The 17,993-nt window shown below is 35.5% G+C and carries 21 protein-coding genes and 1 tRNA gene; 13 read left to right on the forward strand and 9 right to left on the reverse strand.

Annotated features, from left to right (window positions below; all coding sequences use genetic code 11):
* Positions 1–30 precede the first annotated feature (30 nt).
* Positions 31–1,485: a sigma 54-interacting transcriptional regulator gene (locus ACLMCG_RS04835; RefSeq protein WP_413959008.1), complete on the forward strand. Its 1,455-nt coding sequence runs from the start codon at positions 31–33 to the stop codon at positions 1,483–1,485.
* Positions 1,486–1,732: 247 nt separating this feature from the next.
* Here the strand turns inward: ACLMCG_RS04835 and ACLMCG_RS04840 are convergent, their stop codons facing one another.
* Positions 1,733–2,095, reverse strand: a complete 363-nt coding sequence (locus ACLMCG_RS04840) for a YybH family protein (RefSeq protein ID WP_413959009.1) — start codon at positions 2,093–2,095, stop codon at positions 1,733–1,735.
* Positions 2,071–2,319, reverse strand: a complete 249-nt coding sequence (locus ACLMCG_RS04845) for an FUSC family protein (RefSeq protein WP_413959010.1) — start codon at positions 2,317–2,319, stop codon at positions 2,071–2,073. The genes ACLMCG_RS04840 and ACLMCG_RS04845 overlap by 25 nt, the downstream gene beginning before the upstream one ends.
* Before the next feature lie 166 nt (positions 2,320–2,485).
* On the opposite strand from ACLMCG_RS04845, the gene ACLMCG_RS04850 reads away from it, so the two are divergent.
* The 8 genes from ACLMCG_RS04850 to arsB all read left to right on the forward strand — a co-directional run bounded on the left by ACLMCG_RS04850 (position 2,486) and on the right by arsB (position 8,354).
* A complete protein-coding gene (locus ACLMCG_RS04850; protein WP_413959011.1) occupies positions 2,486–3,310 on the forward strand; it encodes an AraC family transcriptional regulator in 825 nt (274 codons plus the stop codon).
* A gap of 69 nt (positions 3,311–3,379) precedes the next feature.
* The gene (locus ACLMCG_RS04855) at positions 3,380–3,733 is read left to right on the forward strand and encodes an agmatine deiminase family protein (protein WP_413959012.1); all 354 of its coding nucleotides are present in this window, start codon (positions 3,380–3,382) and stop codon (positions 3,731–3,733) included.
* A 25-nt stretch (positions 3,734–3,758) separates the two neighbouring features.
* Positions 3,759–4,496: an agmatine deiminase family protein gene (locus tag ACLMCG_RS04860; RefSeq protein ID WP_413959409.1), complete on the forward strand. Its 738-nt coding sequence runs from the start codon at positions 3,759–3,761 to the stop codon at positions 4,494–4,496.
* A 200-nt stretch (positions 4,497–4,696) separates the two neighbouring features.
* On the forward strand, positions 4,697–5,641 hold the full coding sequence (locus ACLMCG_RS04865) for a 3',5'-cyclic-nucleotide phosphodiesterase (RefSeq protein WP_413959013.1): 945 nt from the start codon (positions 4,697–4,699) through the stop codon (positions 5,639–5,641).
* Positions 5,642–5,820: 179 nt separating this feature from the next.
* Positions 5,821–6,150: an ArsR/SmtB family transcription factor gene (locus ACLMCG_RS04870; protein ID WP_047375646.1), complete on the forward strand. Its 330-nt coding sequence runs from the start codon at positions 5,821–5,823 to the stop codon at positions 6,148–6,150.
* A 62-nt stretch (positions 6,151–6,212) separates the two neighbouring features.
* On the forward strand, positions 6,213–6,686 hold the full coding sequence (locus ACLMCG_RS04875) for a DUF6428 family protein (RefSeq protein WP_413959014.1): 474 nt from the start codon (positions 6,213–6,215) through the stop codon (positions 6,684–6,686).
* Positions 6,687–6,705: 19 nt separating this feature from the next.
* Complete coding sequence (locus ACLMCG_RS04880; RefSeq protein ID WP_413959015.1) at positions 6,706–7,317, forward strand: low molecular weight phosphatase family protein; 612 nt, start codon at positions 6,706–6,708, stop codon at positions 7,315–7,317.
* Between the two features lie 2 nt (positions 7,318–7,319).
* Entirely contained in the window at positions 7,320–8,354 is a 1,035-nt protein-coding gene (gene arsB, locus ACLMCG_RS04885; protein WP_223599143.1) for an ACR3 family arsenite efflux transporter, read from the forward strand.
* Between the two features lie 224 nt (positions 8,355–8,578).
* On the opposite strand, the gene ACLMCG_RS04890 is transcribed toward arsB, so the two are convergent.
* Both ACLMCG_RS04890 and ACLMCG_RS04895 read right to left on the reverse strand, forming a co-directional pair.
* Complete coding sequence (locus ACLMCG_RS04890) at positions 8,579–9,403, reverse strand: GLPGLI family protein (RefSeq protein ID WP_413959016.1); 825 nt, start codon at positions 9,401–9,403, stop codon at positions 8,579–8,581.
* Between the two features lie 137 nt (positions 9,404–9,540).
* A complete protein-coding gene (locus ACLMCG_RS04895; RefSeq protein WP_413959017.1) occupies positions 9,541–9,786 on the reverse strand; it encodes a hypothetical protein in 246 nt (81 codons plus the stop codon).
* A 406-nt stretch (positions 9,787–10,192) separates the two neighbouring features.
* Between ACLMCG_RS04895 and ACLMCG_RS04900 the strand changes: the two genes are divergently transcribed.
* Entirely contained in the window at positions 10,193–11,356 is a 1,164-nt protein-coding gene (locus ACLMCG_RS04900) for a serine hydrolase domain-containing protein (RefSeq protein WP_413959018.1), read from the forward strand.
* A 278-nt stretch (positions 11,357–11,634) separates the two neighbouring features.
* On the opposite strand, the gene ACLMCG_RS04905 is transcribed toward ACLMCG_RS04900, so the two are convergent.
* Together ACLMCG_RS04905 and ACLMCG_RS04910 are read right to left on the reverse strand one after the other, a co-directional pair.
* A tRNA-Ser gene (locus tag ACLMCG_RS04905) sits at positions 11,635–11,719 on the reverse strand.
* A gap of 142 nt (positions 11,720–11,861) precedes the next feature.
* On the reverse strand, positions 11,862–12,074 hold the full coding sequence (locus tag ACLMCG_RS04910) for a glyceraldehyde-3-phosphate dehydrogenase (protein ID WP_223600127.1): 213 nt from the start codon (positions 12,072–12,074) through the stop codon (positions 11,862–11,864).
* 203 nt (positions 12,075–12,277) lie between these two features.
* On the opposite strand from ACLMCG_RS04910, the gene ACLMCG_RS04915 reads away from it, so the two are divergent.
* On the forward strand, positions 12,278–13,129 hold the full coding sequence (locus tag ACLMCG_RS04915; RefSeq protein ID WP_413959019.1) for a hypothetical protein: 852 nt from the start codon (positions 12,278–12,280) through the stop codon (positions 13,127–13,129).
* Positions 13,130–13,552: 423 nt separating this feature from the next.
* Here the strand turns inward: ACLMCG_RS04915 and ACLMCG_RS04920 are convergent, their stop codons facing one another.
* From ACLMCG_RS04920 to holA, 3 genes are all read right to left on the reverse strand, one after another.
* Positions 13,553–13,930 carry a VOC family protein gene (locus ACLMCG_RS04920; RefSeq protein ID WP_413959020.1) on the reverse strand — a complete coding sequence of 126 codons (378 nt, stop codon included), beginning with the start codon at positions 13,928–13,930 and terminating at the stop codon, positions 13,553–13,555.
* 454 nt (positions 13,931–14,384) lie between these two features.
* On the reverse strand, positions 14,385–15,326 hold the full coding sequence (trxB, locus tag ACLMCG_RS04925) for a thioredoxin-disulfide reductase (RefSeq protein ID WP_255814644.1): 942 nt from the start codon (positions 15,324–15,326) through the stop codon (positions 14,385–14,387).
* Between the two features lie 243 nt (positions 15,327–15,569).
* Positions 15,570–16,607, reverse strand: coding sequence for a DNA polymerase III subunit delta (holA, locus tag ACLMCG_RS04930; protein ID WP_413959021.1), 1,038 nt, complete (start codon positions 16,605–16,607; stop codon positions 15,570–15,572).
* A gap of 7 nt (positions 16,608–16,614) precedes the next feature.
* Between holA and ACLMCG_RS04935 the strand changes: the two genes are divergently transcribed.
* Complete coding sequence (locus ACLMCG_RS04935; RefSeq protein ID WP_213278742.1) at positions 16,615–17,046, forward strand: type I restriction enzyme HsdR N-terminal domain-containing protein; 432 nt, start codon at positions 16,615–16,617, stop codon at positions 17,044–17,046.
* Positions 17,047–17,215: 169 nt separating this feature from the next.
* On the forward strand, positions 17,216–17,959 hold the full coding sequence (locus ACLMCG_RS04940; RefSeq protein WP_223600135.1) for a dienelactone hydrolase family protein: 744 nt from the start codon (positions 17,216–17,218) through the stop codon (positions 17,957–17,959).
* The last annotated feature ends 34 nt before the right edge of the window (positions 17,960–17,993 follow it).

The following is a 17,993-nucleotide window of genomic DNA, read 5'->3' on the forward strand; positions in this document are numbered from 1 at the left end:
ATCTGATCAGATAAATAGTATTACAAGACAATGAAAAACGATATTACATTCAAAGAATTAAAAGACTCCGGTTTTACTCATAAAACGATTAATGAAGAAATTCAGGCAAATTTAATTGCCAGGATTAAAGCTAAAGAACCTGTATTTGAAGGACTTTGGGGCTATGAAGACACCGTGGTTCCCCAATTGAAAAAAGCTATTCTTGCCGGTCACCACATCAATTTACTGGGTTTACGTGGTCAGGCAAAAACAAGAATTGCAAGAAGTATGGTCAACCTGCTTGATGAGTATATGCCCATCGTAAAAGGATCGGAAATCAATGACAGTCCATTCCAGCCAATTTCAAAATATGCCAAAGATCTGATTGAAGAATTGGGTGACGAAACTCCGATTTCATGGGTACACCGTTCACACCGTTTCTATGAAAAACTGGCTACTCCGGACGTAAATGTTGCGGATTTAATTGGTGATATAGACCCCATCAAAGCAGCTACTTTAAAACTTCCTTATTCCGATGAGCGTGTTTTACATTACGGAATGATTCCGCGTGCGAACCGTTCTATTTTTGTTTTAAATGAATTACCTGATTTACAGGCCCGCATCCAGGTTTCCCTGTTTAATATTTTGCAGGAAGGAGACATTCAGATCCGTGGTTTCCAGCTGAGAATGCCACTTGATATTCAGTTTGTTTTCACGGCCAATCCGGAAGATTATACCAACAGAGGTAGTATTGTAACTCCACTGAAAGACAGAATCGGGTCCCAGATTTTCACCCATTATCCCAAAACAATTGCTCTTGCCAGACAGATCACAGAACAGGAAGCATTAATTTCTGCTGAAGATAAAGCACAGATACAGATTCCTGACCTGGCGAAAGATCTTTTGGAGGAAGTAGCTTTTGCAGCGCGTATCAGTGAATATGTAGATGCAAAAAGCGGTGTCAGTGCCCGTTTGACCATCAGTGCTATGGAGAATTTAATTGCAGCAGCCAAATTACGCTTGATTGAATCCGGAACTGAACGGACTACTGTCCGCTTACTTGATTTCATGTCCATTATTCCTTCCATCACAGGAAAAATTGAACTGGTATATGAAGGAGAACAGGAAGGCGCTGATTATGTTGCCAAAATACTGATTGACAAAGCGGTTATGACTCAATTTGAAAGCCTGTTTCCACGCATCTCAAAACTTGAAAAAGAAGGCATCAAAACTCCTTATACCGACCTGATCAGATGGTTCAATAAAAATCATCTGGAACTTAATTATAATGATACAGATGAAGAATTTTATGCTAAACTCGATGGGACAGCTCCTCTCGTTGCTGTAGTGGAAGAAAATACGTCTGAACTGAGTCCGGAAGATCAGAATTTCTGTAAAGAATTAGTATTATGGGCACTGACTATCAGTAATAAAATTGATAAGTCTGAAAATCAAAATGCCTTTACTTTTGATTCACCTGGAATTGGGCAGTTTCTGCGTAATTAAAATCAATATCCGACAGATTAAATATAAAAACCTTCAGAACTGATCTGAAGGTTTTTTATTTTGTTTCTGATAAACTTTGTTGACCCTTGTCAAGGTTTAAAACCTTGACAAGGGTCAGGAATCAAAAATCAAAAAGTCTCATAAATTTGATTCTCAATAAGATTATTGTAAATTTTATACCATATTATCATTTTTAAGTATAGCAGCGCCAAAAGGATTGTCAACCAGCCACAGCCATTCCCCATCTTCATTCCCTTTTCATAATGCACGAAGTATGACCGGTCATGTGTATAGCATGTCCATCCGGAGCAATTCCTGTCATTTCCCACTGATCAAGCCACATCGCAAGATCATTCACAACGGTCACGTGGGGAACTTCTCCTTGAATATCCAGCTTTAATCTGCAGATCTCATTCATTGCCAGGTTTATTTGTTCAAGTCCTCTCAACTCTCTCCCATCTCTATCAATGTAGACTGCTTCAGGATGAAAACAGCTTAATGCTCCTGCAGCATCTCCGTTTTTTATACAGTGACGGAAATAGGCTACTGCTCCTACTTCCGTTTGTCTGTTAAAGTCCTCCATTTTTATTTCAGATTTCTGGAGTTCCATTCTTCTTCTAACTGTTTCTTATTTTTATTCCAACGGCTGGCAATAAAACCTGCAAAAAATAATGGCAAAACGGTCAGAAATCCGAAACCGCCAGTTATGGTGCTATAAATCGAAATACCTACCATTACTCCCAGAAGTACAGCATTGAGAATGTTATTGGATTTGATTTCTTTTTTCTTTTCTAATAATTCATTGTCGGTTAATTGTGATAATTCTTTTTCCATGGTTTATTTCAAGTTTTTGGGTTGTTTTTTGTTTTAAAAAAGGTAAAAATTATGGGTTTCTAATTTATTTTTACCGAAAGCTAAAATACAATTTTGCTGAGATATTTTTTTATTTCTTTTATTTGTAATGTATTTCAGACTGTATATTTCTAAAAAAATAAAGCTTATGGAAGACAACCTGAATTGTATTTACAGAGTCATCAATTTCATGGAAAAAAATTATGATCAGCCCGTCTCTGTAAAGGAACTGGAAGAAATCTCCAACTATTCTTACCGGAATATCCAGCGTATTTTTAAGTACAGCTGCGGAGAAACCATAGGCGCTTTCCAGCAAAGACTGAAGGTAGAAAATGCTTATAAGAGAATTCTTTATACCCAAGAAAATCTCACCACAATTGCTATTGAAGTTGGATTTGCAAATATTGCTTCTTTTTCCAAGGCTTTTAAACAGCATTTCGGAATTTCTCCAAAAGCAGCAAGATTAGGTAAGGAACAGCTTCTTTGTGAAGATGAGATTATTCCAGTAACATCTGATGTATTGCTGGAACCAGAAATTGTCTTTCTTAAACCAATGCAGGTATATTATCAAAGCATTAAAACCTATTATAACAATGAAGAAATTGAAGTATTGTGGGAAAACTTCATGCAAAACGGTTTTCCTGATTCCGGAACAGAATATTTTGGAGTTATAGCAGACGAGCCATTGATTAAAACAGAAATCAACTGCCGGTATGATGCATGTTCTTCTGCACAGTCCATCAACAAAAAATTGCCTTCAAAAGCAATATTCGGTGGTAAATATGCCCGCTTTACCCATACAGGCAGCTATGAAACGATAGATGAAACCTACACCAAAATCTACTCCCGCTGGATCTTTAATTCTGGTCTTGAATTTTCACACTCTCCTATCATAGAAAAATACGAAAGACATATTGAACAGGAAGATAATCAGGAAGAACAGCTGACCTATATTTTATTGCCTTTAAAATAAATTGTCAATTTGGGACAAGTTTTCACATTTTTATCGATCTAATTTTGCCCTGTTAAAAATAGATCAATTATGCAAAAAAAGAAAATCATGTTCCTGTTATTACCCGCTCTTTTACTGTCCTGTTCTCAGTCAGATCCGGTAGAAACTCCGGATGCAGCAAATACCGGAACTGTAGTTTACAAAATGCCGGAAGAATCGGCACCACACGAAGGAACCTGGCTTCAATGGCCCCATCAGTATCAGTATGGAACAACTTACCGCAACCGATTGGATGCAACCTGGGTAGCCATGACCAGAGAACTGGTACAGAGCGAAAAAGTTCATATCATTGCTTATGACGGTATAGAAAAAGCTCGTATTACAATTAAACAGTGCCGGAGTTCCCCTTACCAACATCAATTTCAAACTTTATCAGACAGATGATTTCTGGGTTAGAGATAACGGCCCTATTTATGTAAAGGATCAGAATGGCCAGTTATTCATTCAGGATTGGGGATTTAACGGCTGGGGTAACAAAGCCGATTACAGCAAATGTAATGCAATTCCTTCTAAAATAGCTGCAGACACCAATATACCTAAGATCAATCTCAATTCAGTGATGGTCAATGAAGGCGGAAGTGTGGAAATTGACGGAAACGGAGTATTGATGGCTTGTAAAAGTTCCATCCTTAATAACAACAGAAATCCGGGGATGACACAGCAGCAGGCAGAAGCTATATTTACTAAGAATTTAGGAGTAACAAAATTTATCTGGCTGAATGGAAAAGCAGGCCTTGATATCACCGATATGCACATTGACGGTTTTGCCCGATTCGCAAATTCTTCTACTATTATCACCATGAATCCTGATGATCTTTACTACTGGCAGGTTCCAGACGGTGACATTGATAAATTATATGATGCTACTACAAAAAATGGATCTCCTTACCAATTCGTAAAAGTTCCGTTAACCAGAAATGACGTAATAACCACCTACGGAAAAAATGTAGGCCGGGCTTCTTACATCAATTATTATATCGCAAACAACCGTGTATTGGTACCTAATTATAATGATCCGAATGATGCCGTTGCCAATAATATTATCCAACAGCTTTATCCCGGTAAGCAGGTTGTTGGAATAGACTGCCGTAACTTATTTGCCAATGGCGGAATGGTACACTGTGTAACGCAGCAGCAGCCACAATAAACGATATTCCCAACACATAAAGTCTGCCGATTATTTCTGCGGGCTTTATGCATTTAAAATACAAAGTATTGTTTAGTCAGATTTTTAAATACTTAATCTGATTCAATCCTATTTGTTACTGTTCTTGAAAGTCTATCGAAAAAAAATAGCGTAAATTTGCCCTGTCCATCTCGTAAAGGATGGTTTCCAGTTTAAATATTATGAAAAAAACCGCAGTTTCTTTATTGGCACTTCTTCTGAATATTGTTTGCCACGCACAGAATTTTGATGTTATTCCCTTAGGGATCTATGGTGGAGAGCAGGAAGACAATTTATCTGCCTATCTGGTAGGTGCTCCGAAAGACAATGCATTTCTTTGCCTTGACGCAGGTACTGTAAATGCAGGAATACGAAAAGCCATTCAACTGAAAAGCCTTGACGGATCCGCAGAAACGGTTCTGAAAGATCAGATAAAAGGATATTTTGTATCTCATGGGCATTTGGATCATTTATCAGGGTTAATCATCAACTCTCCGGCAGATTCCAAAAAGGATATTTTTGCTATTGCTCCGGTAATTCAGATTTTGCAAAATCATTATTTTATCACGGATACCTGGATTAATTTTGCCGATCAGGGCCAAAAACCAATCCTTGGAAAATACCATTATAACGAACTTCAGGAAGGAACTGAAATCCCGGCACCCAAAACACCATTTTTCATAACCGGATATGAACTGAGCCATGTAAATCCATATAAAAGCAGCGCCGCATTGGTAAGAAGAGATAGTCACTATCTGCTTTATCTGGGTGATACAGGTGCTGACCGTATAGAAAAATCTGACCGTCTTGATAACCTTTGGAACACTATAACTCCACTTGTTAAAAAAAGGCAGTTAAACACTATATTAATTGAGGTTTCTTTTCCAAACAGCCAGCCTGAACATCTGCTGTTCGGACACCTTACTCCTAATCTTCTGATTGAAGAGCTAAGCAAGCTGAAAGAAAAGACCGGACAAAGCAGCCTTGAGGGACTTAACATTGTAGTTACTCATAGAAAACCTACAGGTGATAATCCTGAATTGATTAAAAAAGAACTGTTGAAAGACAATCCTCTGAAAGTAAATTATATTTTCCCGGAACAAGGTAAAAAGATCAGTTTACCATAAAAACAAATCAAAAGATGAAGCGTATTTCTGCTTCATCTTTTTTATTTTCGACATTACCAATCATTAAATAAATTTAAATATCTAAAAATCAATTATTTAAAATAAAATCATTGAAATTAATTAAATTTTTTATGTTTATATCAGTTTAACATCGTAATATTGCAATATAAAAATAAACAATGGGAGTTACTAAAACCGAAATCTATACTGAAGAACAAAATAAACTGGCTTCACTTCTTAAAGTTTTGGGACATCCGGCAAGAATAGCCATTTTACAGTATATCATCAATCAAAAAGCATGCATCTGCAATGATCTTGTTGAAGAACTGGGATTGGCTCAGGCTACCATTTCGCAGCATTTAAAAGAACTTAAGAATATTGGAATCATCAAAGGTTCAATTGAAGGAAAATCTGTATGCTACTGTATTAATGAAAGCACCTGGAAACAATTTCAAAACGAGTTTAACCTGTTTTTTAATCAGGATGTCACAATAAAACAATGCTGTTAAGGCATTTTTTTTGAAAATAAACATCGTAATATTGCAATATAACATTAAATAAATTTAATCTAATGAAACTAACAGAAATCAAAGAAATTCTTCCGACACTGGAAAATGTAGAATTTCAATTGGAAAACGGCACTTTTGTTCCTGAACATTTCCATGTAACGGAGGTGGGACAGATTGTAAAAAAATTCATTGATTGCGGGGGCGTAATCCGACACGAGAAAGCAGTGAACTTCCAGCTATGGAATGCTGATGATTATGAACACCGCCTGAAACCGGGGAAACTGCTTCACATTATTCAACTTTCTGAAGAGAAACTTGGAATAGAAGATTCAGAAATTGAAGTAGAATATCAGGGAGAGACCATCGGTAAATATGATCTTGAATTTAACGGTAGAAATTTCGTCCTGAAAAATAAGACAACGACCTGTCTTGCCCAGGAAGCCTGTGGAATTCCTTCCGAAAAACAAAAGAAAAATCTTTCTGAATTATCTGTAAAACCAGTATCAGCCTGCACTCCGGGATCAGGATGCTGCTAATTAATTTTATTAAAATCTCATGTATCAAGAATTATTAAATACAGTTCAATCTCTGAAATGGGAAAATATAGATACCGATAGAAAAGAGGTTCTGACATCATTAATCAGTTTCATCCAGCAAAAAGTAAATGATGGAGAAGAAATCAATCTGAATTTTATCTGCACCCACAATTCACGCCGCAGTCATCTGGCTCAGATTTGGGCACAGGCAGCCGCTACCTTCTTTACGATTCCGGGGGTTCATTGCTATTCAGGTGGCACGGAAACAACAGCATTATTCCCCAAGATAGCAGAAACTTTAACTGAACAGGGTTTTACAGTCTTTCGTATTGCAGCAACAGAAAATCCGGTATATGCTATCAAATATAATGATAATGGCCTGCCTGTTATGGGCTTTTCCAAAAAATATGACAGTCCGTTCAACCCTGTTTCAGGTTTTGCAGCAATTATGACCTGTTCGCAGGCAGATGGCGGATGCCCGTTTATCCCAGGTGCGGAAAAAAGAATTCCGATTACGTTTGAAGATCCTAAAATTTCAGACAATACTCCGGAACAAACAGCAGTATATAGAGAAAGAAGCTTACAAATTGCAGAAGAAATGTTCTATGTTTTTTCTAAAATCAAACGATAATCATGCAGCCCAGATTAAAATTTCTTGACCGCTATCTTACTTTATGGATCTTCCTGGCCATGGGTATAGGTATTGCTTTGGGACACTTTTTCCCGGCTATTCCTACCCTTATCAATTCGCAGTCTATAGGGACTACTAATATTCCATTGGCAATTGGACTCATCCTTATGATGTATCCTCCATTGGCAAAGGTTGATTACTTTCTTTTACCATTGGTATTTAAAGATAAAAAAGCCATCGGTGTTTCTTTATTTCTCAACTGGATCATCGGTCCGCTCTTGATGTTCGGTCTCGCAATTCTCTTTTTAAGGAATGAACCTGATTATATGGCAGGTCTGATTCTTATCGGACTGGCAAGATGTATTGCTATGGTCATCGTATGGAATGATCTGGCCAAAGGAAACCGGGAATATGCTGCCCTGCTGGTTGCTTTAAACAGTATTTTTCAGGTGTTTACTTATAGTTTTATGGTTTGGCTGTTTATCAATGTACTTCCCAATCAACTGGGGCTGGCCAGTTTTAATGTAAATGTTTCTATGAAAGATATTACAGAAAGTGTACTGATTTATCTGGGAATTCCCTTCCTGGCAGGTTTTCTCAGCCGTTATTTTCTGATACAATCTAAAGGTAAAGAATGGTACAACAGAAAATTTGTACCCCAAATATCACCTGTTACACTATATGCCTTGTTATTCACAATTGTACTGATGTTTAGCTTAAAAGGCTCCCAAATAGTGGAATTACCCATGGATGTAGTTAAGGTAGCAATACCACTGATCATCTATTTTATTCTTATGTTTTTCGTGAGCTTCATGATCAATAAAGCATTAAAAATTCCATATGATAAAAATGCTTCTATAGCCTTTACAGCTACCGGAAACAATTTTGAACTGGCAATTGCAGTGGCGATTTCAGTATTTGGAATTCATTCACCACAAGCATTTGTAGGCGTGATTGGACCATTGGTAGAAGTTCCGGTATTAATACTTCTGGTAAAGGCAGGGTTATTATTGAAAAGGAAATGGTACCATGAATAATCCAATAAACTGGAAAGAAAAGTATCACAGGAATAATACTTTTTTTTCTAAAATCAGCACAATTTAATATTAAAATTTATCTTGTGAGATATACCACAATAAAACAGCCTTGAATCATGTGATTCAAGGCTGTTTGCGGAGATTGAGGACTTATGTAATTAAACACTTAATATCATTTTAAACGTTTACAGATTAAATGTTTAGGTTTAAAATTTTAATTCTCTTTATTCTAATTCAATAGGATTATATCCTTTTTTTTCTGTTTCACTTATTTTTGGCCTGTTTTGGCCATCTGAAAATACAGTGCCCATTTTTTCTAATTCATATTTAATATTCTCTCTGAAATTTGCTGTTGCCTGGACCAGTTCTTTTTTTGTAACTAACTTAGAATTCTGATAATGCCTTTTATTTATTGTTATTATTTTTCCTTTCAACCTGGAGCTTGGTACAGCTTTTACCAATTCAAAATCATAATCACCAGTTTTATCTGTTACTTTAACAATTAACCCCGGCAGACCACTAAATTTGTATGGTCCATATGGAAAAGGAATCTCAGTTGAGTACCAGGCGATCCAGTCTCTTCCCTTATAATGAACCTCTGCTTTTTTACAATTAATCGAATTAATTACTTTTGTTTCATCAATTAGCCTCCAATCATGAATTACAGGGCTATTATATGATAGAAGAGCAGTTCCTACTGACTCGTAATATTGTGAATTATCATTTGTTTGGATAATTAAAAATTTAAATTTTGATGATGGTAACCCTCTCATATCAATATTGAAATTACTCCTATTCTTATTATACTGCTCCATGAAAAGAGAGTCAAATTTTATTCTGTTTTCACTAATAAAAAAAGCACGTTTATCACTTATTTGCATGGTAAAAATTTCCTTATAAATATTATCTGGATTTAGAATATTAGGTTTGTACTGAAGTAAATAAGTAAACTCTCCTCGTAACGAATCACTGGCAGCTGTTTGTGAAAACGAAATAGAGAAAAAACATAAAAATAAAATTGTTAAAATTTGTTTTTTTGTGAAATTCATTATTGTTTTTTTTATAAAATAACAAATCGTTCAAACAAAAAATATTATTTGAACGATTTTTTTGTTGATTAATATAATAGCCACAACTTCTTTCTTGTTGAATCTGAAGCAATAATTAAGTTATGATACTCTTAAGTTTATAGTTGACAATAATTATCTTGAATTTTTTCTGCCCATTCTATCCATTGGCCAGCACTCCAATCCTGGCAAGTATACGCAGATGTACAACTTGCCTGAAAAGTTCCACATTGCATTTGGGTCTTTTTCTTAGCTTTTTTAATAGTTTTAGTTTCTTTTGCTTTAGAGTTTACTTTCTCCACATTTTCTTTTGCACTTGCAAAACCTGCCATGCCAACCATAGCAATAAATAAAAGTTTTTTCATGATTGAAATAAATTAAATTAATAGTGTTTTTATTATCGATAACAAGTCAAAATTATAAATAAATTGAATAATACTAAAATAAACAGCAAAATAAATGTAAATATATTTTTTTAACAAATTTAATATTTTCATGAAATAACTAACTTTTACACTCTTAATTCTAAAAATGTAAAATTTAGGTTTTTTTGTTTATCATTTTTCAGACTAATTATTAAAATATTTTTTTGATATTTTTAAAACTTGATTTAAAAATTTGATTTAGAAAGAACTTTAAAGTCCTTCAAGACAATTAATATCACTTTGTAAATTTTAAATACCATTTATAAATCCAAATTTTAGTTTCAATATTCAGGATTGGATTCATTAAAAACATTATAGTTACATTTGCACTACTTATCGCAAAACCATGAAAATCTTTACCCTTTTTGTTCTACTATTATCCAATCTGCTTCTATCACAGCAACCAATCAATAGAGATACCAAAAACATTATCACAACAGGAACCGATGATGTCAATAACGTAGTTGACGGTACCTTACATAAAATGATTATAAAACCACTGATTCATTCCGCTTCGATTGGTATTGTTTTCAATGGAAAGGAATATATAGGACATTATGGTGAGTTAGAAGCCGGGAAGAAGAATATTCCAAACAACGAAACAATTTATGAGATTGGTTCATTAAGCAAAACACTTACGGGAATATTGACAGCAAAGGCCGTACAAGATAAGAAACTGGATATTGATGATGACGTACAAAAGTATTTAGCAGAAAATTATCCAAATTTAAAATTTAAGAATCGCCCTATTAAAATAAAGGATCTTCTGTCACACACCAGTGGTATTCCCGGCATGCTTCCCCTTGAAGCAAATACAATCCTACAGGATTTTACAGATCATGACACTCCAGCCAAGCTCAATACATTATATCGGAATTACAAAAAAAAGAATTTCTTGGCGGATCTACATCAGGTAAGAATAGACACAATCTCAGGTTATAAATACTCTTATTCCAGTGCTGGCACTCAACTTATGGCTTCTATTTTAGAGAAAGTTTACAAAACTGATTTTGAAAAACTTCTGACAGATTATCTATCTGAAAATGTGGGGGCAGAAAATACTAAGATAAGCCTTTCCAATCAGGAACTGGAGAGACTTGCCCCTGGTTATCATAGTGATAATCCTGTAATTACATCCCCAATGCCCATACTACCCTGGGGTGCATCAGGTAATGTAAAATCTACTTTACCTGATATGGTAAAATACATACGGTTTCTATTACAAAAAAACGAGATTACCCAAGAATCATATCGACCTATTGTAAAGTTTGATCCTGAGTTTAGTATTGGATATTTTTGGAATATTATTACAGACAGTAAAAAATTAGGAACCTATTATTTACATCATGGCGGTGTACCACGTTCGCAATGCTACATTTATATCATCCCAAAATATGAACTGGGTATTTTTATTATCACAAATCAAAGTGGCAATAATACCGCTTCAATAATGGAAGAAGCATTAACCGAAATATTTGACAAGATCATTCCATCTAATGACAAAGACTAATACCACACTACTCTATTTTTTTGAAAATGTAAGATAATAGCTTAGGTTATACTCCTAAACCCATGTATACTGTTCTATATCATTTTCAGGTTTTTAACGTAAAAAATAATTCTTGTAATTTCTTCAAGGTACATATAAGTAATGCCAACCTATATTATTAAATCGAATCTATCAGACACCTTCCATGATAGACATACCGTCACGTAATCACTTAAAAATGAAAGATAGAATTTGCATATATACAAAAAAGATGGTCTTCGTAATGAAGACCATCTTTGCGGAGAGTGAGGGATTCGAACCCCCGGACCTGTTACAGTCAACAGTTTTCAAGACTGCCGCAATCGACCACTCTGCCAACTCTCCTTAAACCCCGGCTATACCGTTGTTTTCAGTGGTGCAAATATAGAACGATTTTTAATTTCTGCAAAACTTTTGCCACACAAATTTTAACAAAACTTAATAATAGACTAGAAATCAAGGGAATTATTTTTCCTGCATGTAATTCCTATTCCCTGTCTACTATAGCAATGAAACTGTTTTTTAAAAGATCTGACGGATATACAAACTGATCTCCATCTTCTCCTTTTACTACAATAGCACCTTGCTCATCATTAAGACATTTGTCCAACTGGGTTTTCATGTCATTAAGTGCCCCATTGGGAACCTCAATGATATAAATTCCGGTAACGTGCGTGATTTTTATGATTTTTGTTTCCATATTCTTTTGATTAGTTGCTAAATGTAGGGATTTTACTTTAAGTAAGAGTCATTTATTACCAGGAACAGAAAGCCCTTTAGAAATGACTCAAAAGCATTTTAACGGATAATCAATAATAGAGCTATCCGATTTTCTGTTCTGAATTTTACATTATATTTGTAAGGATTCATCGCAATATTAAAAACTAATAACACTATTTTCAAATGTTTACTCAATCTTTTATTAAAAATACGTTTATTACTACCTCTCTAGCTTTTTCCTCAATGGCTTTTGCTCAGAAAATGCCTATGTCTGTTCTTCCATCCGGTCACCTGATTGTAGGAGCTGAAATAGATGGCAAAAAAGGAAATTTTATCTTCGATACCGGAGGAGGAATTAATCTTTTTCTGGGAAATTTTTCCAAAGAGCTCGGCCCAAAAAAAACTTATAATTATCTGACGGCTTTTCGGGCTACCGGTGAAAAGATGACGATTCCCCTCTTCAAATCGAAAGAGATTATTTTTAATGGTAAAAAATTTAAAGATATCTGGTACTCCACTCATGATATGGAGATCAAAGGAATTGACGGCTTGATCTCCCTTCCCATGCTTTATGATACAGAGTTTATCATTGATTATACTACTAACGAGCTTATCTTTCCAAAAGAAAAACTGAGCAGTAAGAAAGTGATGGATATCCAGCTGTCTACCAACGCAGACCAGTCCATGGATATTACTACTTATGTGCTATTAAACAATAAATATAAGATTAATGTTCTTCTGGATTCCGGCTCTGGTAAAGATTCTTTTTGGCTGAGTGAACACCTGATGAATACATTGGATATCAAAAAGGAAACCCTGCAGGTGATGGAAAAGAAAAGTGAATTCAATCCCGATCTGACAACTAAGTTTTATATAGGTGATATTGGCTCTATTTCTACCCCTTTTGCTACTGTTGAAAAGCCTAAAGTCGCTTTTGTGGAAGGTCTTATTTATGAAGGTAAAACAAGTATCAACTGGCTGGGTAAAAAACTGGGATTCAATCTTAAAGAGAAAAAGATTTATATTTTGGATTAGAATTACAGAAATGTTGTAAAACAGTCATTCTGACAAAGGAGAACCTTAAAACTCAATAAGATTCTTCCTTCGTCAGAAATCGAAGATTCGACGCAGTCAATGACAATGTGGAAAAGTATGCTGGGAAAAGCCTCTCCATCAAAAATTCTTTGAATTTTTACCATCATTCCAAGAAAGGCCAATAATACTACTTCAGTCAGAATTTTGCCTGAATTCTCATTTCTTACGACCTTATTTCTTCTGAGTTATTCACACTGGATTCCTACGGAATGACAAACGTTGGTAATCATTCCTATTGTGTCATTCCGCAGGAATCTAAATTTATTGAAATACTTTAGATTCTACGCTTCACTTTGTTCCGCTCTGAATAACAAGCTTTACGTATAGTTTTAGCAGGTTCTCAATTACAGTCTTTTCCGTCTTTTATTCTCCTGTCGGTTCAAACAATTCTATCTTGTTTCCTTCCGGATCAAGAATGTGTACAAATTTTCCATATTCATACGTAGCTACCTCATCCAGAACAGTTACCCCTTCTTTCTTTAGTTCCTCTACCAAAACTTCAATATTCTCTACATGGTAATTGATCATGAATTCTTTTGATGAAGGCTCAAAATACTGGGTAGACTCTTTAAAAGGACTCCACAGGGTATATCCTTTTTTATCAGAATCGGCCTCTTTCCAGTCGAATTTGGCTCCATATGGGCTGGTGGGTAATCCAAGGTGGGTTTTATACCATTCGTTTACCTGTTCAGGGTCTTTACACTTAAAGAAGATACCTCCGATAGCGGTTACTCTTTTCATTTTTTTATTCGTTTTTTTAAGTTTATATAATGGAATGCAATTCGGGATCGTTTTTGCAGTTTAACAAATATATTAATGTTTTCATTACATATTTAACGAATTTCTTATCAATATTTGGTATGGAGAAATGTTGAATGTTGGCAAGCGCAAAGACGCAATTGATCTTAAAAAGACTGCTTATAAGGCGCAAAGATTTTATCTCTGATAAAATTGTATACTGTGTAATTTATTTTATCTCACGCTGATGTTCCAAATACTAACAAAAAACCTCTTGTAATCTGCGAAAAATAATATCATCCCTTTCTGAAAACCTTCGATTTTCTTGCGCCTTAAAATAAAGCATAAAGCTTAAAAAATTGCGCCTTTGCGATTATCCAACAAAAACACTCAGATATAGGAAAACGAAAAAAGCGCACCCAAGAGGCACGCTTTGTATTGTATAAACTGAATACTATTAGTGTAATTCAGCTAAATATTTTTCAGCATCCATTGCAGACATACATCCGCTTCCTGCAGCTGTAATAGCCTGTCTGTAGATATGATCCTGAACATCTCCAGCAGCAAATACTCCCGGAAGATTGGTTCTTGAAGAACCTTTTTCTGTTAAGATATATCCGTTTTCATCAAGATCTACCTGTCCTGCGAAGATATCAGTATTTGGTTTGTGACCGATTGCAATAAAGATTCCTTCTACATCTACTGTAGATTTCTCCTGAGTCTGGTTATTGATGATTACCGCTCTTTCTACCAGACTGTTTTCACCTTCAATCCCGATTAATTCATGGTGAAATTTAACTTCGATATTCGGAGTACTTTCCACTCTGTGAACCATTGCTTTTGAAGCTCTGAAAACGTCTTTTCTTACCAATAAAGTTACTTTCTTACACAATTTGGCAAGGTAAGTAGCCTCTTCAGCAGCTGTATCTCCCGCTCCTACTACTACAACATCCTTTCCTCTGTAGAAGAATCCATCACATGTAGCACAAGCTGAAACTCCACCTCCTGCATATTTTTTTTCATCATCAAGACCTAAATACTTTGCAGTAGCTCCTGTAGAGATAATTACTGTTTTTGCAAGAATCTCTTTGTTTCCTGCATATAATTTGTGAACACCGCCAACTTCTTTAGAAAACTCAGCTTTAGTGATCATTTCATAATGAACTTTGGTATCAAATCTTTCTGCCTGTTTTTGCAGATCCATCATCATTTCAGGACCTGTAATCCCAGCTGGATACCCTGGAAAGTTATCCACCTCTGTGGTGGTAGTTAATTGTCCGCCTGGCTCCAAACCTGTATACAATTCAGGTTTAAGGTCTGCTCTTGCTGCATAGATAGCAGCGGTGAAACCAGAAGGCCCAGATCCAACGATCACACAATCTAAAATGTTTTGCTCCATAATTTACTTTGTTCGAAAAGATTTAATTTGAATTAAGACTGCTAATTTCGGAATTTTTAATTTCTCCTTAAAGTTATTTTAATGATACTTGTCAATATCTGATATGTTGAATTTCGATAGTAACTGCTCTGGGGTTTGTGATTCGCGATTCGAGTTATTTGATTTGGGTTGTAAAAATTAAAAAACTTGTGTTTTCATTTCCGTAATTAGCATATCCCGCACCTCGTATCTCTTCACCTCGCCTCACACTTTCATCTTAATTTTATCTACATTGATAATTTTATACACCAACTCCCTGATCAATTCAGCTTCTCCCATATTCACCGCTCCAAGTCCTTTCCCTTTCATATCAAACTCACGGAGAATAGAAATGACTCTCGTGGCATGTTTTAAAGGGTAAAGTCTTGCACTTTCCGCATAATCTTTAATGAAATAAGGATTTACGCCCATCTGGGATGCAATGGTCTGTTGAGACTGCCCGGCCATCGTCTGATAGATAATAACGTTTGAAAAGTAATTGTAAAGGCTTGCCAGCATCATTACAAAAGGGTTATTCTTCGGGTTCTTTCCCATAAAATGGGCAATTTTAAAAGCAGTATTGGCATTTTTGGTCCCCAAAGCCTTTTGAAGCTCAAAAATATTGTATTCTTTACTGATCCCGATATGGTTTTCAACAATGGTTCCGTCGAGGATTTCTCCTTCTTTAAGAATGATTTTTAATTTGTTGAGTTCATTAACAATTCTTGACAGGTCATTCCCAAGATATTCTGCCAGAAGATGGGAAATATTGGGAGCTGTATTGATTTTCAGCTTCGCACATTCATCTGAAATCCATTTAGGAAGATTACTTTCCTTTACAGATTCACTCAGAAAAAGAGCTTTGGCTTTATCTAAAGCTTTGGCTGCCTTTTTCCGGCTATCCAGTTTCTTATGTTTGTGCGCAAAAACCAATACTGTAGAAGGAATAGGGTTTTCTACATAAGATTCCAAAATTCTGTTTTCCTCTTCATTGAATCGTAAATCCTGAGCTTCTTTCACGATAATCACCTGTTTGTCTCCCATCATCGGAAACTGCCTGGCCAGAGAAAGAACTTCCTGATAAGAAGTATCTTTTCCGTAAGTAACTGTCTGATTGAAAGCTTTTTCATCTTCTTCCAGAAAGTTATGTTCAAGGGCTTTCACAGCGACATCAATAAAGTAAGCTTCTTCTCCGTGGAAAAAATAAATAGGTAAAACTTCTTTATTTTTAATATTTTTGAGGATTAAATCTAATTCTTTCATCTTATAAATGGAACTTCCAAAACTGAATTTTCAGGAAACTTTTGATTTTAAATTCAAGAAAGACAAAGATAAGTTTTTTATTTATGATTTGGTTCGTAAAACTTATCTTCTACTCACTCCTGAGGAATGGGTAAGACAGCACTGGATACATTATTACCTTACTGTAAAATCCTATTCTACATCAGCCCTGATCACCGAAAAAAAGATCGTCCTGAATGGGCTGACCAAACGTGTTGATCTTCTGATTACCGAGAAAACAGAGCCTGTTATTCTGATCGAATGTAAAGCGCCACAGATCAAATTAACGGAGAAAACATTTGAACAAACCGCCAGGTATAATTCCATTATCGGAGCCAGAGAAATTATTCTGACCAATGGACTTCAGCATATCAATGCTTATTATAAAGACGGGCAGTATCAGTTTTACAGACCAGAGTAAAGAAATACAAGCAGACTATCACACACTCACTGAATTTCATTATCGTTCAGATTTTCTGATGTCAATTTACCCAAGAAGTTGAAGAAAATTGGAATTGACGTTGAACTCTTTTAAATATTTTCTTAATTTTAATCTGTTTTACAATTCACTAATTCACAAATAATTAATTATGATACGTTCTATCTTATTAACCACAATGATTATGGCTTCAGGAACTCTTTTCAGTCAGAAACTTAAATCTGTTTCCTATCAGGACGGTGCGCAGAAACTAAATGGTCTTATCACTTCCAATGCAGGAAAGAAACTTCCGGGAGTTTTGATTCTCCCAGCCTGGAAAGGGATTGACGAAGAAGCTAAGACGGCTGCTCTTGAACTTGAAAAACAAGGTTATATTGCCTTTATCGCTGATATTTATGGCGAAGGAAAAATTCCTGCAGACAATGAATCTGCTGCTAAAAGTTCAGGATATTACAAACAGAATTATAACGAATACCAGAAAAGAATTTCGCTGGCTTTGGAGCAGCTGAAGAAAAACGGGGCTATTTCTGACAAAACAGCTGTTATCGGTTATTGTTTCGGTGGTACCGGAGCGTTAGAATCAGCCAGAGGTCATTTACCTGTTGCAGGAGTGGTTTCTATCCATGGAAGTCTTGCAAGGGATCAGAGCAGAAAAAATGAAGCCCTAACTGCTAAAATTCTGGTTGAAAATCCCGCTGATGATAAAAGTGTAACTCCTGATGATTACAATAACCTCATCAAAGAAATGAATGAAGGAAATGCAGACTGGCAGATTATCACATACGCTCACTCCAAACATACTTTCACAGATCCGAAATCACCGGACTATAATGAAACCATGGCAAAAAGAGCCTGGAATCATACCCTGATGTTTCTGAAAGAAATTTTGAAATAAATATAGAATTATAGGCATTCAAGAAAATAATTCT

It is taken from the genome of Chryseobacterium sp. S90 (assembly GCF_047444895.1).
GTDB lineage: Bacteria > Bacteroidota > Bacteroidia > Flavobacteriales > Weeksellaceae > Chryseobacterium.

What these genes read in the sequence shown, in the direction of transcription:
- ACLMCG_RS04835 (WP_413959008.1), top strand. Translation starts at nt 31, where the DNA reads ATGAAAAACGATATTACATTCAAAGAATTAAAAGACTCCGGTTTTACT.
- ACLMCG_RS04840 (WP_413959009.1), bottom strand. Translation starts at nt 2,095, where the DNA reads ATGGAACTCCAGAAATCTGAAATAAAAATGGAGGACTTTAACAGACAA.
- ACLMCG_RS04845 (WP_413959010.1), bottom strand. Translation starts at nt 2,319, where the DNA reads ATGGAAAAAGAATTATCACAATTAACCGACAATGAATTATTAGAAAAG.
- ACLMCG_RS04850 (WP_413959011.1), top strand. Translation starts at nt 2,486, where the DNA reads ATGGAAGACAACCTGAATTGTATTTACAGAGTCATCAATTTCATGGAA.
- ACLMCG_RS04855 (WP_413959012.1), top strand. Translation starts at nt 3,380, where the DNA reads ATGCAAAAAAAGAAAATCATGTTCCTGTTATTACCCGCTCTTTTACTG.
- ACLMCG_RS04865 (WP_413959013.1), top strand. Translation starts at nt 4,697, where the DNA reads ATGAAAAAAACCGCAGTTTCTTTATTGGCACTTCTTCTGAATATTGTT.
- ACLMCG_RS04870 (WP_047375646.1), top strand. Translation starts at nt 5,821, where the DNA reads ATGGGAGTTACTAAAACCGAAATCTATACTGAAGAACAAAATAAACTG.
- ACLMCG_RS04875 (WP_413959014.1), top strand. Translation starts at nt 6,213, where the DNA reads ATGAAACTAACAGAAATCAAAGAAATTCTTCCGACACTGGAAAATGTA.
- ACLMCG_RS04880 (WP_413959015.1), top strand. Translation starts at nt 6,706, where the DNA reads ATGTATCAAGAATTATTAAATACAGTTCAATCTCTGAAATGGGAAAAT.
- arsB (WP_223599143.1), top strand. Translation starts at nt 7,320, where the DNA reads ATGCAGCCCAGATTAAAATTTCTTGACCGCTATCTTACTTTATGGATC.
- ACLMCG_RS04890 (WP_413959016.1), bottom strand. Translation starts at nt 9,403, where the DNA reads ATGAATTTCACAAAAAAACAAATTTTAACAATTTTATTTTTATGTTTT.
- ACLMCG_RS04895 (WP_413959017.1), bottom strand. Translation starts at nt 9,786, where the DNA reads ATGAAAAAACTTTTATTTATTGCTATGGTTGGCATGGCAGGTTTTGCA.
- ACLMCG_RS04900 (WP_413959018.1), top strand. Translation starts at nt 10,193, where the DNA reads ATGAAAATCTTTACCCTTTTTGTTCTACTATTATCCAATCTGCTTCTA.
- ACLMCG_RS04910 (WP_223600127.1), bottom strand. Translation starts at nt 12,074, where the DNA reads ATGGAAACAAAAATCATAAAAATCACGCACGTTACCGGAATTTATATC.
- ACLMCG_RS04915 (WP_413959019.1), top strand. Translation starts at nt 12,278, where the DNA reads ATGTTTACTCAATCTTTTATTAAAAATACGTTTATTACTACCTCTCTA.
- ACLMCG_RS04920 (WP_413959020.1), bottom strand. Translation starts at nt 13,930, where the DNA reads ATGAAAAGAGTAACCGCTATCGGAGGTATCTTCTTTAAGTGTAAAGAC.
- trxB (WP_255814644.1), bottom strand. Translation starts at nt 15,326, where the DNA reads ATGGAGCAAAACATTTTAGATTGTGTGATCGTTGGATCTGGGCCTTCT.
- holA (WP_413959021.1), bottom strand. Translation starts at nt 16,607, where the DNA reads ATGAAAGAATTAGATTTAATCCTCAAAAATATTAAAAATAAAGAAGTT.
- ACLMCG_RS04935 (WP_213278742.1), top strand. Translation starts at nt 16,615, where the DNA reads ATGGAACTTCCAAAACTGAATTTTCAGGAAACTTTTGATTTTAAATTC.
- ACLMCG_RS04940 (WP_223600135.1), top strand. Translation starts at nt 17,216, where the DNA reads ATGATACGTTCTATCTTATTAACCACAATGATTATGGCTTCAGGAACT.